General features: G+C 53.2%; 14 protein-coding genes. 7 read left to right on the top strand and 7 right to left on the bottom strand.

What is annotated here, in order from left to right:
* The first annotated feature begins 31 nt into the window (after window positions 1–31).
* From BM231_RS10720 to BM231_RS10705, 4 genes are read left to right on the top strand one after another with little or no spacing between them, the layout of a single operon-like run.
* A complete protein-coding gene (locus tag BM231_RS10720; RefSeq protein ID WP_093519239.1) occupies window positions 32–958 on the top strand; it encodes a carbohydrate ABC transporter permease in 927 nt (308 codons plus the stop codon).
* On the top strand, window positions 955–1779 hold the full coding sequence (locus tag BM231_RS10715; RefSeq protein WP_093519237.1) for a carbohydrate ABC transporter permease: 825 nt from the start codon (window positions 955–957) through the stop codon (window positions 1777–1779). The genes BM231_RS10720 and BM231_RS10715 overlap by 4 nt, the downstream gene beginning before the upstream one ends.
* A complete protein-coding gene (locus BM231_RS10710; RefSeq protein WP_093519235.1) occupies window positions 1780–2889 on the top strand; it encodes an ABC transporter ATP-binding protein in 1110 nt (369 codons plus the stop codon).
* A complete protein-coding gene (locus BM231_RS10705) occupies window positions 2889–4916 on the top strand; it encodes an alpha-amylase family protein (RefSeq protein ID WP_093519233.1) in 2028 nt (675 codons plus the stop codon). Before BM231_RS10710 ends, BM231_RS10705 begins: the two co-directional genes overlap by 1 nt.
* Window positions 4917–4980: 64 nt before the next feature.
* Here BM231_RS10705 and BM231_RS10700 read toward each other — a convergent pair whose 3' ends face one another.
* The 7 genes from BM231_RS10700 to BM231_RS10670 form a co-directional block, all read right to left on the bottom strand.
* Window positions 4981–5418 (bottom strand): glyoxalase superfamily protein, encoded by a 438-nt coding sequence (locus BM231_RS10700; RefSeq protein WP_093519231.1) that lies wholly within the window; start codon window positions 5416–5418, stop codon window positions 4981–4983.
* Between the two features lie 192 nt (window positions 5419–5610).
* The gene (locus tag BM231_RS10695; protein WP_093519229.1) at window positions 5611–6762 is read right to left on the bottom strand and encodes a DSD1 family PLP-dependent enzyme; all 1152 of its coding nucleotides are present in this window, start codon (window positions 6760–6762) and stop codon (window positions 5611–5613) included.
* Between the two features lie 97 nt (window positions 6763–6859).
* On the bottom strand, window positions 6860–9259 hold the full coding sequence (locus BM231_RS10690; RefSeq protein ID WP_093519227.1) for a transketolase: 2400 nt from the start codon (window positions 9257–9259) through the stop codon (window positions 6860–6862).
* Between the two features lie 192 nt (window positions 9260–9451).
* Window positions 9452–10504 carry an AbrB family transcriptional regulator gene (locus tag BM231_RS10685; protein WP_208860270.1) on the bottom strand — a complete coding sequence of 351 codons (1053 nt, stop codon included), beginning with the start codon at window positions 10502–10504 and terminating at the stop codon, window positions 9452–9454.
* Between the two features lie 29 nt (window positions 10505–10533).
* Window positions 10534–12051 (bottom strand): tripartite tricarboxylate transporter permease, encoded by a 1518-nt coding sequence (locus BM231_RS10680; protein ID WP_063310150.1) that lies wholly within the window; start codon window positions 12049–12051, stop codon window positions 10534–10536.
* Between the two features lie 9 nt (window positions 12052–12060).
* Window positions 12061–12546 carry a tripartite tricarboxylate transporter TctB family protein gene (locus BM231_RS10675; protein WP_093519223.1) on the bottom strand — a complete coding sequence of 162 codons (486 nt, stop codon included), beginning with the start codon at window positions 12544–12546 and terminating at the stop codon, window positions 12061–12063.
* 66 nt (window positions 12547–12612) lie between these two features.
* On the bottom strand, window positions 12613–13596 hold the full coding sequence (locus BM231_RS10670) for a tripartite tricarboxylate transporter substrate binding protein (RefSeq protein WP_093519221.1): 984 nt from the start codon (window positions 13594–13596) through the stop codon (window positions 12613–12615).
* Between the two features lie 108 nt (window positions 13597–13704).
* On the opposite strand from BM231_RS10670, the gene BM231_RS10665 reads away from it, so the two are divergent.
* The 3 genes from BM231_RS10665 to BM231_RS10655 are packed head-to-tail and all read left to right on the top strand — an operon-like array spanning window position 13705 to window position 16759.
* A complete protein-coding gene (locus BM231_RS10665) occupies window positions 13705–14370 on the top strand; it encodes a response regulator transcription factor (RefSeq protein ID WP_057461447.1) in 666 nt (221 codons plus the stop codon).
* Complete coding sequence (locus BM231_RS10660; protein ID WP_063299747.1) at window positions 14367–15752, top strand: sensor histidine kinase; 1386 nt, start codon at window positions 14367–14369, stop codon at window positions 15750–15752. The genes BM231_RS10665 and BM231_RS10660 overlap by 4 nt, the downstream gene beginning before the upstream one ends.
* Window positions 15722–16759 (top strand): ABC transporter substrate-binding protein, encoded by a 1038-nt coding sequence (locus BM231_RS10655; RefSeq protein WP_093519219.1) that lies wholly within the window; start codon window positions 15722–15724, stop codon window positions 16757–16759. The genes BM231_RS10660 and BM231_RS10655 overlap by 31 nt, the downstream gene beginning before the upstream one ends.
* Window positions 16760–16847: the final 88 nt, after the last annotated feature.

Genomic DNA, 16847 nt, shown 5'->3' with positions numbered 1-16847 from the left:
ACCCTCCACGCTTTCAGCAGAGTCTTAACGCATGACAGTACTTTTGGAACAGGAGAGCGCGGCCCACCGCGCCACTCCATCCTCTATCTTCGGCACGAGTACCATTTTCGGATGGATCATGGTGTTACCGGCACTCAGCCTGTTCGCCCTGTTCATCCTCGTGCCGTTTATCCAGACACTCATTTACTCGCTCTACAAATTCGGGCTCACGTCGCCCACCAAACAGTTCGTTGGTTTCTCTCACTACATTGAGATCGTGCAGGACGATGTGTTCTGGATCGCTTTTGAAAACAACATCATCATCGCCATCACCGGCATCATCTTACAGATTGGCGTGGGCTTGCTGTTGGCCGCCATTCTGGATCGCGGCATTAAACGCGGGAAGAGCGTGATCAGCGCGATCATCTTCATGCCCATCGTCATCTCCACTATTGCCATTGGTCTTTTGTGGCGACTGGTGTTTGATCCCAACACGGGCATGATTGAAGAGTTGTTCTTCAACATGGGTTGGTCAACACCCATGCGTGGCTGGCTGGGTGATCCTGATATCGCCCTTTACGCCATTATCTTCGTGGGCTTCTGGCAGTACACCGGTTTCATGATGATCATCCTGCTTGCCGCCATGCAGGGCATCCCGCGGGAGCTGTATGAAGCTGCCAAACTGGATGGCGCCGGCCCGATCCTGAGTTTCTTCAATGTGACTTTGCCAGAGCTGCGCAATGTGCTGATCGTATGCGTTCTGATCACAGTGATCAGTGCCTTCAAAGTCTTTGATCTTGTTTACGTTCTCACCTCTGGCGGGCCTGGTAACTCAACTCAGGTGATGGGCTCATATATCGTTCAAAATGCCTTCACCATCGGGCGGATGGGATACGCCAATGCTGTCTCAGTCGTTCTGCTCGTGATCGCTCTTGGCCTCGGCCTTGTTCAGCTGCACACCAGTCGGAGGGACAAATGATCAGGATGCCCTTCAAAACGCTTCGGCTCATGATGTACGTCTTCATTGGAGGCTACTGCGTGTTCATTCTCACGCCGCTCAGCTGGATGGTCTTCACCGCATTTAAGAAACGTAGTGAGATTTTCGCCAATCCATCTGGCTTGCCGAGCGAACTTTACTTCGGCAACTTTGAGCGGGTGTTCTCTTCCGGGATTGGAACTTACTTCCTCAATTCACTCATCACCTCGGTGTTCTCAGTCACTGGCATTGTCGCGATCTCAACCCTTGCTGCCTATGCGTTGGCGCGCATTCCATTCAAGGGACGCATGTGGGTCTATATGCTTATCGTGGCCTCTTATGCGGTGCCGCTGCATGCTGTGCTGGTGCCCATGTTCCAGTTGCTGGATGGCTTTGGTCTACTCAACACGCTGGCAGGTTTGATACTGCCTTACATCGCCTTCGGCATCCCGTTTACCGTCATCCTGCTCTATGCGTTCTTTCTGGAGTTCCCCAAAGACCTTGAGGAAGCTGCAAAACTGGACGGCTGTTCTCAGCTGCGCACAGTGTTTTCCATCGTGTTGCCGCTCTCCAAACCTGCATTGCTCAGCGCAGCAATCTTTCAGGTGGTCTTTGTGTGGAATGAGTTCCTTATCGCCCTGCTGATCCTCACCTCAAAGGGGGTGAAGACACTACCACTGGGGTTAACTTCCTTTCAAGGACAGTACTCCAGCGACTGGGGGGCGATCATGGCTGCGGTGCTGCTTTCCGCCTTGCCTATCGTTGCGCTTTATCTGGCCATGCAAAAGCATTTTGTTCGTTCTCTTACAGGAATGGGAAAATAAATGACGACGCTAACTATTTCTAATCTTTGTAAGAGTTTCGGTGATGTGGACGTGTTGCATGACATCAATCTGGCTGTCCAAAGCGGTGAGTTTGTTGTGCTTGTAGGACCAAGCGGCTGCGGAAAATCAACTCTCCTGAGGCTGATTGCCGGCCTCGAAGACATCGTCCAAGGCACCATCCAAATTGGGGAACGTGTCATCAACAATGTTGAGGCAGACAAGCGTGGCATCGCCATGGTGTTCCAATCCTACGCGCTCTACCCGCACATGAGTGTGGAGCAGAACATCGGCTTTTGCTTGCGCGTGGCGCGACAACCCTCAGCCCTCATTCAAGAGAAAGTGCAAGACGTTGCGCAGACATTGCAGATCAAGCCGCTCCTGAACCGTAAACCGGGAGAGCTTTCCGGTGGCCAGCGTCAACGTGTTGCTATTGGCCGTGCCATTGTTCGCGATCCGGACGTATTCCTGTTCGATGAACCGCTCTCCAATCTGGATGCCGAGCTGCGCGTACAGATGCGTCTGGAGCTGATGAAGCTGCATAACAGGCTCAAGGCCACAATGATCTACGTGACCCACGATCAGGTGGAAGCGTTGACCATGGCCGACAAGATTGTCGTGATGCGAGACGGTGTGATCGAGCAAGTCGGCACGCCCATCGAGTTATTCAACTCACCTTGCAATAAGTTCGTCGCTGGTTTCATCGGCACACCAAAGATGAACTTTCTGCACGGCCATATCACCTCTGTCACCGAGCAACGCCTGCATTTGGATCTAGGGGGCGGAATCGCACTGGAGATCCCCAATCGTTGGCACGGGCTTGATGCGGCTCAACAAGGGAAGAAAGTTTGTGTTGGTATCCGACCCAATGAGGTGAGCGAAACCAAACACGGCCTTTCAACTCTCCAAGGCACGATTAGTGTCGTGGAGCAACTAGGCCGCGAAACTCTCTCTCACATGATGTTGCCTAACAAACAATACGTCTCCGTTTTGGAGAACGGGCAGCATTTTCATGACGTCGGGACACCATGGACCGTCTCTTTAAACCCCGAAGCTATTTATCTGTTTGACGAGCGCGAGCAAACGATCGCGCTCACCAAGGAATTTGCATAATGACGAGAAGAACACTGAGTGATCCGCTGTTGCTGCGGCAAGTGCATCTGGATTTTCATACCGGCCCACAAGTACCTGATATCGGGTTGCATTTTGATGAGAACGAATTTGGCGATACGTTGCTGAAAGCAGGCGTACAGTCCATCACGCTCTTCGCCAAGTGCCACCACGGCTATTCCTACCATCCAACCGAAGTCGGCAAACCTCACCCAAACCTGAAGACAAACCTGCTGCGCCGTCAGATTGATGCCTGTAAAGTACGCGGCATAGCAACGCCCATCTACCTGAGCTGCGCCTGGGATGAGCTGGCCTGCCATGAGCACCCGGAATGGCGCGTGGTCGATGAGGACGGCAAGTGGATCACCACAGGCGGGGTCGATCATTTGCAAGGCCCAAGCTGGGGCATTCTGGACTTCGGAACCAGCTATCTGGATTACCTTTGCGCGCAGATTGAAGAGGTCGCCCGGCTGTTTCCAGAAAACGACGGCATCTTCCTCGACATCTGCCATCAATATGTCAGCCTCAGTTCACAAAGCCTAGATGCGTTACATGCCAAAGGGTTGGATTGGCAAAACACCAAGCATCTTGTGCAGCATGCAGCAGATATGCGTGAGCAGTTCCTGAGCAAAACCACAGAGGCTGCACGTTGTGTTCATGCAGACCTACCTGTGTTCCACAATCATGGCCACGTTACACGGGGCGACCGCCGTATCCTCGGATTTGACAGTCACTTGGAAATTGAAAGCCTGCCGACAGGGGGATGGGGCTACGAACACTTTCCAGTTTCCGCACGCTATGCAGAGACAATTGGAGCTAAGTATCTGGGTATGACCGGCAAGTTCCACACATTCTGGGGTGAGTTTGGCACCTACAAGCCGGGAGCAGCGCTGGAACAGGAAAGCGCGATGATGCTGGCGTTTGGAGCTGGCAGCTCCATCGGAGATCAGCTGCACCCTTCCGGCATTATTGACCAGACCACCTATGAGCGCATCGGGCAAGCGTTCAAGTTGATCGAAAAACGCGAGACTTATCACGAAGACAGTAAAGGGGTAGCAGAGATCGGCATTCTTTCTGCCGAAGCGATCAATGATCCTTATACAATCCGCACATGGCCCAAGCATGTACCGGGAGACGAGGGCGTCGTACGTTTGCTTCTGGAATGTCAGATGCAGTTTGATGTTCTGGACCGCAATTGTGATATTAGCTCCTACAAACTCTTAATCCTGCCCGACAACGTGCAAGTGGATGCTGACCTCAAAGCAAAGCTTAATATTTATCTGACAAGCGGAGGCAAGCTTCTGCTTTCCGGTAGAAGCGGTCTTGATGAAGACGGCTTCCTGTTTGATGTTGGTGCTGAGTACTGCGGGACCAGTCCGTTTGATGTAGACTATGCACTGCTGTCCGCACCGGAGTTTGGTGAAGTTCCCCAAACTCCGGTGTGCTTTTATGAGGGATCACAGAGGATTAAGGTGACTGATGGCATCTCATTGGGCGATGTCTATGAGCCTTACTTTGCCCGCTCTATCAAACACTTCTGCGGACATCAGCACACACCAAACAGGCGTGATAAATCTGGTTATGCGGTGGGCGTCACAAAAGGGCCAATCACTTACCTCGCCCATTCTGTGTTTTCCATCTACATGCATAAAGGTCCAGTGGTTTTGTTGGATGCCCTGCGAAATCTCATTGGCTCTTTGCTGGAAGAGCCGATGGTCAGCACCACCCATGAGCCAATGCCCGGTCTCAGGGTGATCTTACGCCACCAGCCGGAGCTCAAGCGATATGTGCTGCATACCTTGTTCTCAACTCCTCGGTTGCGTGGTCAAAACAAGAGCACCAATATTGAAGTCATTCAGGAGAAAGTCCGGCTGCGCGACATCTCACTGGATCTCAAGCTTCCCCGATCAATCACAGGTGCCGAGAGCGTGGATGCGGGCGAGGTAACGCTCAGCACAGTGAGCGGTATCCAACGTCTCCTGATTGGCGAACTCAACGGACATGCTGTCGTTCCATTGAGTTACGCCTGACGGGATGATTGCATCCTCTTTCAAACCGGGAGGCCTCAGGTCTCCCGGTCTTTTTTATGAAAGCCTAGAGGCCCATGAGAACCATGTGCGGTTCACCGTCAGAGGTCTTTTCGCTGGTCATGCCATCGGCATTTACGGTGCAAGTTACCCGTTGGCGGTAAGAGGAGAAGCTCTCAAAACTCACCACATCGACCGGCTCATCAAAGTGTAATGTCAGCCTCACCCGGTGGGCTGCGACTGAGCTTTGAACACCAAGAACTTCTGCTGCAAACCGTCGTCCAAGATACTTGCCGGCAACCCGGTCGCCGGGCCGCAAGAACAACACCGGTGGACGGTTACCAATGGCAGCGTAAAGGGTGTTCCAATCCTTATAGCCTTGCTGGCGAGCAATAAGCTCAAGGGTTTGGGAGTGCGAAATAGTTTCGCCGCGTTTTTCCAGCGCAGCACGCAATTGCTTCGCTTGCGCTTTGAGCGCCGTAAGGGAAGGAAGAGATCCGTTCATTTCATAGCCTCAAACTATGCGGGATCAATTTGATGGAGCTCGCATTGCCACCAACCCGCTTGTCTGGGCTGAAATCGCATCTTTTATGTCAGGCTTCACCATGAGCATTGCTCTGCGAGCGGCAGGGGCCTGATCCCTTGCCGCGCAACCTACAGAGGATGGGTGTTGCTGTCAAACAGGGGTTACGCGCACCTAGTAAAATTTGCCGCGTGCTGTCACGTGCCAGAGTGTTTCCACCACACCGTTGCGCACGCCCACATACCAGTCATGCAGGTTACAGGTCGGGTCACAATGCCCCGGAACCAGCTTGATCTTGTCGTTGAGCTTCAGCGAGTTCTGCGGATCCTTGAGGACGCCATGCTCATCTGAATAATCAAGGCTTTGCAGGTCAGGTCGCTCAAACACAGTTGGAGGACCGGAATCTATGCTATGCGCCTTCAGCCCTGCATCGCAAACGGCTTGTCCATCGATGTCAGTGGACATGATCGAAGTCAGCAGGAACAGGGCATGCTCAAAAGCAGATAAGTGCTTGCCATCTTTGTCTTTCACTTTGCGGTAGTCCGCATCCATGAAGAGATAGGACCCGCATTGTAACTCGTTGAACACACCGGATGCGGCTTCAAACGGATATGAGCCTGTCCCTGCACCACCAACGATATCACAGTGGATCTCTTTGCTTTCTAGCAGATCTACAGCATCCTTGGTGATCGTGATTGCCGTATCCAGCAGCGCTTTTCGATCAGCGTAATCGTAGGCATGTTGCGCAGCGCCCTGATAGGACTGAATGCCCGCAAACCGTAAGTTGGGGGCTGCGATGATTGCAGTCACCAGCTGCAACACAGCAGCACTATCTGCCACACCGCACCGAGCGCCTCCACAATCCAGCTCCACCAGAACTTCCAGCTGTGTTGCGTGTTTGACTGCGGCTTGTGAGAGATCTGCAATGTTTGCCAAATTGTCCGTACAGACAAGGATACGTGCGCCAAGCTTGGGCAGCTGTGCCAAACGATCAATCTTGTAAGGGTCGCACACCTCGTTGGACACCATAATGTCCGTGAGGCCCGCTCTGGCCAGCGCCTCTGCTTCACTCACCTTTTGGCAGCACACACCGCAAGCATTACCTTGTTCTATCTGCAGTTTAGCAATCTCAGCTGACTTATGCATTTTACAGTGCGCCCGATGGCGAACACCATACTTGGCAATCTCATCACGCATTTTCAGCAGGTTATGATCAAAAGCATCAAGATCAACAATCAAAGCAGGCGTTTGCACGTCGTCCAGCTTCATTCCCGGTAGGGCAGGGATGTCATAGCCAATCGTGTACTGGGAAAGATCTGAGGTCACGGCGAAGTCCTTGCAGCAGGCATGAGGTCAGTAAGAACGAGACTGAACAGTTGGAACGGCAGAAACAATGCACCACACACCGTTTCCGCCTGCAAGTCTAACTCGCCTTAATGTAGCGAATCTTGCCACCTGTCGAAATCGTTTCAGCCGCCCGCAAAATGGATTGGGTGTCGATGCCGTAATGAGCATAAAGATCGGCAATGGTGCCAGTCTGACCAAAATGCTCTACACCAAGAGTGCGGATCGTATTGCCTTTCACCGCACCAAGCCACGCAAGAGTAGCGGGGTGTCCATCCAGCACTGTAATAAGTGAGCAATTGTCAGGCACATCGTCAAACAGACGCTCAATATGGCTGCGCGCATGCATTGCCCCACGGTCCCGAGCGCGTTGTGCAGCTGTCCACCCTGCATTAAGGCGATCAGCAGATGTGATTGCCAGCAGCCCGACATCACGGCGGTCTTCCGCCATCATCCCAACGGCGTTGATAGCCTCGGGCGCAACGGCTCCCGTGTACGCAATCACGATTTCCGCATTGGGTCCCGGCTTGCGCAGCCAATAAGCACCATCGACAATGTCCTGCTCTTCTTCAGGCGTGAAGGTCCGCAGTGGCTGTTCTAATGGGCGGGTTGAAAGACGCAGGTAAATGGAGCCACCGGTCTGATCCCGCAACCATGTACGCTCGTCCGGGTCACCCTCACCATCACGCTGCATATAATCAAACCCAAAGCGCATAATGGTCGCCAGCTCATCAACGAAGGCTGGTTCAAATGCGGCCAATCCATCCTGAGCCATACCAATCAACGGCGTGCTGATGGACTGGTGTGCCCCACCTTCCGGTGCCAGTGTCACACCGGATGGTGTTGCCACCAGCATGAAGCGCGCATCCTGATAACAGGCGTAGTTGAGCTGATCTGCTGCTCGCAAAATGAAGGGATCATAAACAGTGCCAATCGGCAGCAGCCGCTGACCGTTGATGCTGTGTGACAGCCCAAGTGCAGAAAGAAGGAGGAACAGGTTGGATTCTGCAATACCCAGCTCAATATGCTGGCCTTGCGGAGAAAACGCCCATTTGAAAGTAGAGGGTATCCGCTCTGCCTTAAATGTATCCGCCAGTTCTTCCTTCGCGAACAGTCCACGCTGGTTGACCCATGGACCAAGGTTGGTGGAGACCGTGACGTCTGGTGCGGTTGTCACAATGTGCTTTGCAAGCTCTTCATCCTGCTTGGAGATTTCGTGGAGAATTTGCCCAAAACCCATCTGAGTTGAGAGCATCTTTTCTGCTGCATTGGGTGCAGGTAATTGCGCGGGAACCGGTACAGTCTTTGCAGAATATCGTCGGTTGCCTTTTGAAAAGAACGGAGCCCCAGTCACGAAGGCCTGAAGGCTTTGCGGATCAGATGTACTTTCCCATTTGTCCCACTCATGCCCCTCGCGGATGCCTTCCATCTGACGGTAGTCTTCCATCTGTTTGGAGGTCATCAGGCCAGCATGGTTGTCTTTGTGCCCTGCCAACGGCAAGCCAAAGCCCTTCACCGTATAGCACAGGAACAAGACCGGGCGATCATGGGTCTTGGCATGCTCAAATGCATCAATCAGGGAAGGTAGGTCATGACCGCCAAGATTGCACATGAGCTTGGACAGCTCTGCATCACTGCGCCGATTGATCAATTCGTTGACTTCGCCCTGATCTCCCAAATCATCCAGCAATCGCTTACGCCATGCTGCACCGCCTTGATAAGCAAGCGCACAATAAAGCTGATTGGGGCACAGATCGATCCAGTCGCGCAGCTTGTTGCCACCCGGTTCTTTGAAGGCTTCTTCCTGCAGGCTACCGTATTTAAGAGTGACAACTTCCCACCCGAAATTGCGGAAGATGCTCTCAAACTTCTCCCAAAGGCCTTCGCGGATCACCGCATCCAATGACTGGCGGTTATAATCCACGATCCACCAGCAATTGCGCAGGCCATGTTTCCATCCCTCCAGCAATGCCTCATAGATGTTCCCCTCATCCATTTCCGCATCGCCAACCAGCGAGATCATACGACCTTCCGGCGCTTTGTTAAGCCCGCCATGCGCCTTCACATAGTCTTGCACCAGTGACGAAAACAGCGTCTGCGCGACACCAAGTCCAACAGAGCCAGTTGAAAAATCAACGTCATCAATGTCCTTGGTGCGAGAGGGGTAAGATTGAGCACCATGAAACCCACGAAAGTTCTGCAACTTCTCCAGGGTCTGGTTCCCGGCCAGATACTGAATGGCATGGAAGATTGGTCCGGCATGCGGCTTCACCGCCACCCGGTCCTGAGGGCTTAGAGTGTGGAAGTAAAGCGCAGTCATTATGGTGCTGATAGAGGCACAAGACGCCTGATGGCCGCCCACTTTCACATCACCAACGTCAGAACCGCGGAGATGGTTGGCATTGTGAATGGTCCAGGAGGCAAGCCATCGCACTCGGCTTTCCAGCGTACCCAAAGTATCCAGTGAAGCTGCGCTCATTAAACTCCCCGTCGGTTTCATTGGAATATTTTTATTCCGCGAGGCTATCAGGTTGCCTTGAGAATTAATCTCTTGAGCCAACTGATATACCTTCATGAATAAGGGAAATTTTTGAGCTTTGATCGAATTTAAGGAAAATACTTCCGCCTAACCTATTCGTAATGCACTTTTCAGCTCATATACTACGTAGATTCACGGCTGGCCATTTGCGGGGAGAGCGGTCTTTGAGCGCCTCAACATCAAAGGCACAACAAAGGTCAGCAGAAGTAGGCGGAAGACGTGGTGGGCGGCGACGAAGGTGGGGTCGAGACCACTTTGCACAGCGATTGCAGCCATGGCCTCTACTCCGCCCGGAGCGAAGGCGACGAACAACAGGCTTGGGTCCAGGCCAACCAGCGGCATCACCAACACAACTCCAAGGATTGCCATGCCAACCGTAATGAGCGTGACAACAACGCCCGCGCCTACGGCTTTAGCGAAAAGATCAAGACTGACGCCTTTAAAGCGAGTGCCAATCAAAGCCCCCATCACCAGAAACGAGCTGAGCGTGGCCCAATCCGGCATCTTGCCGGGTGTGAGTGCACTCACGTGCCCCAGAGACGACACTAGCATCCCACCGAGTAGGTAGGCAGCGGGAAGTTTCAGCTTCAGGAAGATGGTTCCAACCACAGCTGCCCCGAGCAACAGGTAGACCGCAGAGAGGAGGTTGATGTTTTGTGCTGGTAGAAAAGAAACGTCCGTTTCCTCAAAAAGCAGCGAGATAAACAGCGGAACGCAGATGGTGAGGAACAAGACCCGCGTGCTTTGTGCAAGTCCAATGCGGGTAACGTCCGCTTTGCTGTCTGCCGCCATGCTGAGGATGTAGCTCAAGTGCCCCGGAGAGGAGGCGAGTGAAGCGTTATAAGCATCAAACCCGAAAAACCGTACCAAGATCGCACGGCTGATCAGCATACTCAGGATAAGACTGATCCCCAACGCCAAGAAGCTCGCAGGCCACGTAATCGCGGCATCGATAACAGCGGGAGTTACACCAGAACCTATGCTCGTACCCAAAACAATGAAACAGAGTGTGCGCAACCAAAGGGGAACGATAACGGGAGCGCCAAGCAAGCCACCGAGCGAAACGGCGAGAGCTGAGCCGGTGAGGGGGGCTGCCGGGAATCCGAGGAAGGAAAAAAGACCAGCCCCTGCGCCTGCAATAGCGAGCGTTATGGACAGATTGGACCAGTCTTTCTTCTCAATCACCAAAACTCAGTTTCCCAGCTGCGGTTTGATCAGTCGCTTTCAGCGGCTTCCAATTCCTGCTTGCGAACACGACGTGCACGGATGGTTGGCAAAACAACCAGAATAACAGCCAGAGCCAGCAGGCCCATGGTCATCGGGCGTTCCATGATAAAGCCAATCCCATCATAAAGCTGCATAGACCGGGAGAAGTTATCTTCCAGCATGCTGCCCAGAATGAAGCCGATCAACAGCGGAGCCAGCGGATAGTTGGCAAAACGCAGGAGCGTTGCACACACACCAAAGCCAACAAGCATCAGCAGTTCCGTTGCATTGTTCTGTCCAATATAAGCGCCCATAAGGGTGAAAAACAGAATGAACGGAATGAGATAGTTGCGTGGAACAGCCAGCACCTTGGCGATGTAGGGGATGAGCGGCAGATTCAGGATCAACAAGATCACATTGCCCACATACATGGAGATGATCACGGACCAAAAAATTTCTGGCTGATCAATCATAAGACGCGGTCCCGGGGAAACGTTCAAGGCTATCAGTGCACCGAGCAGGATCGCAGTTGTCCCCGAGCCCGGTATCCCGAGCGTCAGCAAAGGCACAAAAGAACCAGTACATGCCGCGTTGTTAGCGGACTCTGGAGCTGCAAGGCCTTTGACAGACCCCTTGCCAAACTCCGCCTGCTCTTCTTTTGGCGCGATGTTGCGTTCTACCGCATAGCCGAGGAAAGAGGCGATTGTTGCACCGGCTCCCGGAAGAACCCCAATCAGGAAGCCTTGGATAGACTGGCGACCAATTACCGGCGCTATTTTCTTGGCCTCTGCCTTTGTGATGCGCAGGTCCTTGATGTCGCCGCTACTTCCACCAGAATTGGAACGGGATGGGTCTAACACGAGGAACAGAGCTTCAGGCAGGGCGAACATGGCCATGGCCAGCGTGATGAATCCGAATCCGGATTGTAGGTCTAAGATACCCATAGTGAAGCGCGGTTGGTTGAACAACGCCCCTTCGCCAACGGTTGCCATCATCAGACCAACAAGCGTCATGAGCAAGGCTTTGCCCACCTGTCCACTGCCCGCAAAAGCAGCGATTGCGGAAAGGCCGACGACCATCAGAGCAAAGTATTCAGCTGAGTGGAAGAGCAGCGCGACGGATGCGAGCGCAGGTGCAAAAATCATCAGCAGGATTGCGCCGATGCTGCCACCCGCGAAAGAAGCAATCGCCGCAACTGTCAGCGCTTTGCCTGCCTTGCCTTGGCGCGCCAAAGGGTATCCATCGAAGCTTGTTGCAACAGTGGATGCCACGCCCGGGGCGTTGATGAGGATTGAGGACGTGGAGCCCCCAAAGATCGCGCCGTAATAAACACCTGCGAGCAGGATCAAGGCTGCTGAAGGGTCACCGATAGAGATCGCCACAGGGATCATGATGGCGATGATGGACATGGGTCCAAGACCCGGCAACATGCCGATGAACGTGCCGATCAGACAACCGCCGATCACCATTAAAAGATTAGAAAACGAGAAAGCCGTCGAGAGGCCAACCCAAATACCGTCTAACATCGTGGCCTCCTAATTTAAGAATGTTGGAAGAGGACTGAGATAAATTCCCAGTGTTTGCTGAACCAGATACCAGACACCACCAGCGGCAACAGCTGCAACGGGCACCAGGATCACAAAACGCCGTTCACCGAGCAGAGCGGCCGAGATCACTAAAAAGAGCAGGGTGGAGAGCAGGAAGCCAGCGGGGCGCAGCAACAAAGCGTATCCCGCCATCAGAACCAGCAGGAACACGGCCTGACCGATGTTGTAATCCCACAGTCTGCTGAAATCGATCTCGTCTGCATCTGAATCTGCAGGCTTTTTCTCGAACCCAAGCAAAATGGCGAGGCTTGTGATTGCAGCCAAAACCGCAATGACTTTCGGAAACGTGCTCGGCCAGATTGGGTTAAACCGCATAAACGGCGGCAGACCTGCGTCCATCATAAAAAACGCGGTGTATCCGTAACTTAGGCTCACTGCCAAAATGACAAGTGCGATCCATCGGTCCAGTGCCATTATCCCCTCCCGTTGGCATGGCAAGTGGATGCGCTGCGATGAGCGCATCCGTTTATTTTTATTGATTTAGAGGAAGCCCAGCTTCTTCATGAGATCTCCGATGGCCTTTTCCTGACCTTCGAGGAACGCGTGGAAGTCTTCACCAGAGTTATGGATGTTGACCCAGCCGTTGCGTGCGCGCACTTCTTCCCACTCAGGGGTATCGTACATCTTCGCAAGAGCTTCCTGATAGGTAGCCACCTGTGCCTCTGGCAGGCCCGGTGCGCCGAAGAAACCACGCCAGTTGACGAAGGTGGTGTCGATGCCCTGTTCCTTCATGGTTGGCGCATCTTTGTAGGCTGCAACACGCTCATCAGCAGTCACACCGATGATTTTCACTTCACCCGCATTTGCAAGATCAATCGCTTCAGAGAAGCCGGTAGAAAGCGCGGAGATTTCGCCGGAAAGCAGCGCTGCCATGGCCTTACCGCCCGCATCATACGGAATGTACTTCACCATGGTTGCATCTTCGCCAGCTGCTTCCATCACCATGGCCGCAACAAGGTGATCCATACCGCCCGGTACAGAACCGCCACCAATTGCGGTGCCGCGTTTGTCAGCTTTATAAGCTGCAAGCAGGTCACTCATGGAGTTGATTGGGCTGTCCTTACCAACCACGATGGCTGCATAATCACCAATGGTGCCGGCAACCAATGTCAGATCACGGAAGTTGTGTGGGAATACGCCAGTCAGTGAGCGGATCACGATTGGCGTAGAATTCACCATCAACGTACCGTGCTGGCTTGCAGCGTTCTCGATCAGATAACCGATGGCCTTACCACCGCCACCACCGGACATGTTTTCGAAAGAGGCCGTGCCTGCAAGGCCGGACTTGGTCAGTGCTTCGCCTGTACCGCGTGCAGTGCCGTCCCAACCACCACCAGCACCGCCTGGAATGAGGAAGTGAATGCTATCAACCACAGGCTCCGCAATTGAAGCCGTTGGCATGGAAAATGTCATCGCAGCCAAAGCCGCTGCCGCAACCACGCGGCGCGCCCGAATAAAACTCATTGTGTCCTCCCATTTGACAAGGGCAGCATTTGTCACCCATGACTTACGTGAAAACACGGAAACCTGACACAAACCTGTCACCTCCTTGATTTTTTGGGGAAGCAAAAGATGAGATTTCTTCTCGTAGAAGATAACGCCAAGCTGGCGACATCCATTGTCGAGCGTTTGACACTGGATGGTCATGTCGTTGATCACGCTGCTGAAATTTCCACTGCCGAGGACTACATCTCGACAGCAGATTACGACATGATTTTGCTCGATATCATGCTTCCAGATGGTGATGGGCGAGATTTTCTAAATGAACATCGGGGCCGTCAGGATGACACTCCGGTGATCGTTTTGACAGCTCGCTCAGAAGTGTCAGACAGGGTAGGGGTGCTCGATCTAGGGGCCGATGATTACATCACAAAACCCTTTGATTTCTCAGAGTTAGAGGCAAGATGCCGTGCTGTTATCCGGCGCAGGTCCGGCGGCGTGACAAATGCTAAGCGATTCGGCGATCTGGTGTTTGATTCACTGGCTGGCACACTCAAAATTGGCAGCAAAACAGTGAGCCTGCGCAACAAAGAACTGCGTCTTTTGGAGATATTTTTCGGTGCACCGGACGTTATTTTCTCAAAAACCAAGCTTGTAGACAGATTATTTTCTTACGACGAAGACGTCTCGGAAAATGCCATTGAGGTCTATGTTGCCCGTTTACGCAGGCATATTTCCTCCTCCTCGGTCCAGATCATCACCGTGCGTGGACTGGGGTATCGGTTAAGCCTGACATGAACTCTGGTGCCAACATATCCGGCTCGATCCGTCGCCGCCTGACCTTGCAGCTCCTCGGCATTGCTGCCGTGCTTGCAGCCCTGCTGTTTGTGATGGTGATGACTTATGCCAAGCAAGTCGCAGAAGAATCTCAGGATAACATCCTGTCAGCATCCGCCACATCCATTTTGGACAGTGCAGCAATTCAGAGTGGGGAGGTGACTGTCGATATTCCATATTCCGCACTCTCCATGCTTGGCAATGTGAGTGATGACCGCGTGTTTTACCGCGTTGTCGTCAATGGAAAGTATCTCACCGGATATGAAAGCTTGCCCATTGCCAAGGCATCAAAAGGGCAGGACAGCCATCGGTTCATCACCTCTCATTATCTGGGTGAAAGCATTCGTATGGTCTCCGCCACACGCCGCCTTTCCAATGCATCCGGCCCTGTCGAAGTCACCGTGTCTGTCGCTCAAACACTAAAGCGTCAGCGAGAAACCTTGGAACGCATCTCCGCAAATGCCGCCTATCTCGGCTTCGGGTTCTTTATTGCAGCTGCCGTGCTGGGTGTATTGACAGCGCAATCTGCCGTGCGTCCTGTCCAGACACTGGCAAACTCTGTCTCTAAAAGAGGGCCGCAGGATCTGAGGGCAGTACAAGCCCCAGTGCCGGGCGAGATGGCGCCGCTTGTGGTAGCACTCAATCGGTTCATGGCGCGACTTAAGAAGTCACTCACGCGCTCCGAAGAGTTCATCGCAGAAGCTGCTCACCGCATCCGCACGCCGCTTGCCGTGCTGCGAACGCAAGCGGAAATTGCTTTGCGCCGCGTGGAGCGACCAGAGAACAGAGCGGCTTTGAAAGAGATGATCCGAGCCATTGATGAGAGCTCACGCGCAGCAGGCCAACTGCTGGACCACGCCATGGTTTCTTTCCGCACCGACCATCTGGAGGTGAAGGACATCAACCTGCTGGATCTGGCAGAGGAAACCCTTGAACGGCTGCGTCCACTGGCAGAGATGCAGGATAAAACCCTGAGCTTGCACGGAGATGAGCCGCCGCCAATTTCAGGGGACGCAATCCTTATCCAAAATGCACTGAGCAATATTTTGGACAATGCCATCAAATACGCTCCAAAAGGCGAGGACGTGCAAGTTATCGTAACGCACGAAGACGACTGGGTGGTTTTGTCCGTTTACGATCAAGGCCCCGGTTTTGCTCCAGAAGACATTGACCAGTTGACGGAGCGGTTCTCGCGGGGCAAAAACGCCGAAGATACGGTCGGTTCCGGGCTTGGGCTTACAATTGCCGAAGAGGTGACGCAAGCTCATGGTGGACACCTGAAACTTTCAAACAGAACAAACGTCAGAGGCGCATGCGTATCCTTCTATTTCCCTCAGTCCTGATCATGTTGTTGGCGTCTCTGCTTTCGGTAGGTGCCTATGAGATTGAACAGCACAAAGTGTTTCCCGCTCCGCAAGAGGGGGCAAACCTGCGCATTATATCCAACTCTGACATCGACATTTTCTCGCCTATGGTGGAAGCATTTCAACGCAAGTACCCGAGCGTTTCCATAGACTATACCGTTGTCAGCAGCACCGAGTTGATGACAGCCCTTTATGATGAGAAGCAGGTTTTTGACGTTGCCATCTCATCCGCCATGGACCTGCAGGTGAAGCTGGCAAACGACGGTTTCACCTTGCCGCATAACTCCCCAGTCGCTGGCTTGATGCCGGATTGGGCCCGCTGGCGCAATCATGTGTTTGCCTTCACGCAGGAGCCAGCATCAGTGGTCTACTCCAAATCCGCATTTGCTGGATTGGAAGTTCCAACATCACGGCAAAATCTGATTTCAACTCTGCGCAACCATCCGGAACGCTTCCTCAACAAAGTCGGCACCTATGACATCCGCCAGAGCGGCCTTGGCTTTCTGTTTGCCACGCAAGATGCCCGCACATCCGACACTTTCTGGCGTCTGAACGAGGTGATGGGCTCTCTGAACGCCCGTCTCTACTGCTGCTCCGCTGACATGATTTCTGACATCACAAAGGGCAATCTGGCAATTGCTTATAACGTGCTCGGCTCTTACGCCTCTGCACGGGCCGCCAGTGATCCTGATATCGGTATTCTGGAACTGGAAGATTTCACAACACTCATGCTGCGCTCCGCCATCATCCCAGCTGGAGCCGAGCAACCCGAAATTGCCGGCACGTTTATAGATCATCTGATCACAGCATCCTGGAGCGAGGAGGGGGCTGACTACTACCCCTATCCAAAACTCAACCGCAATGAGATTGCCCCGAACCTATCGCTACGCGCCATCCGCCTTGGCCCTGGCCTTCTGGTTTATCAAGACAATCTCAAACGCCAACACTTCCTCCAGGAATGGCAAAACGCGATCATTCAGCAGTGAGACCAACCAAATCAGCAGGTGGAGGGTTTTGTCGCTCAATCCTCTTTCACCTTGTCAGAGTTTGTGGCAAGAGGCTGCCTCCAAACTC

This window comes from Pseudovibrio ascidiaceicola, from assembly GCF_900114245.1.
GTDB classification, from domain to species: Bacteria; Pseudomonadota; Alphaproteobacteria; order Rhizobiales; family Stappiaceae; genus Pseudovibrio; species Pseudovibrio ascidiaceicola.
The sequence above is the reverse complement of the archived record's forward strand: the minus strand, read 5'-3'. Positions and strand labels throughout refer to the sequence as shown.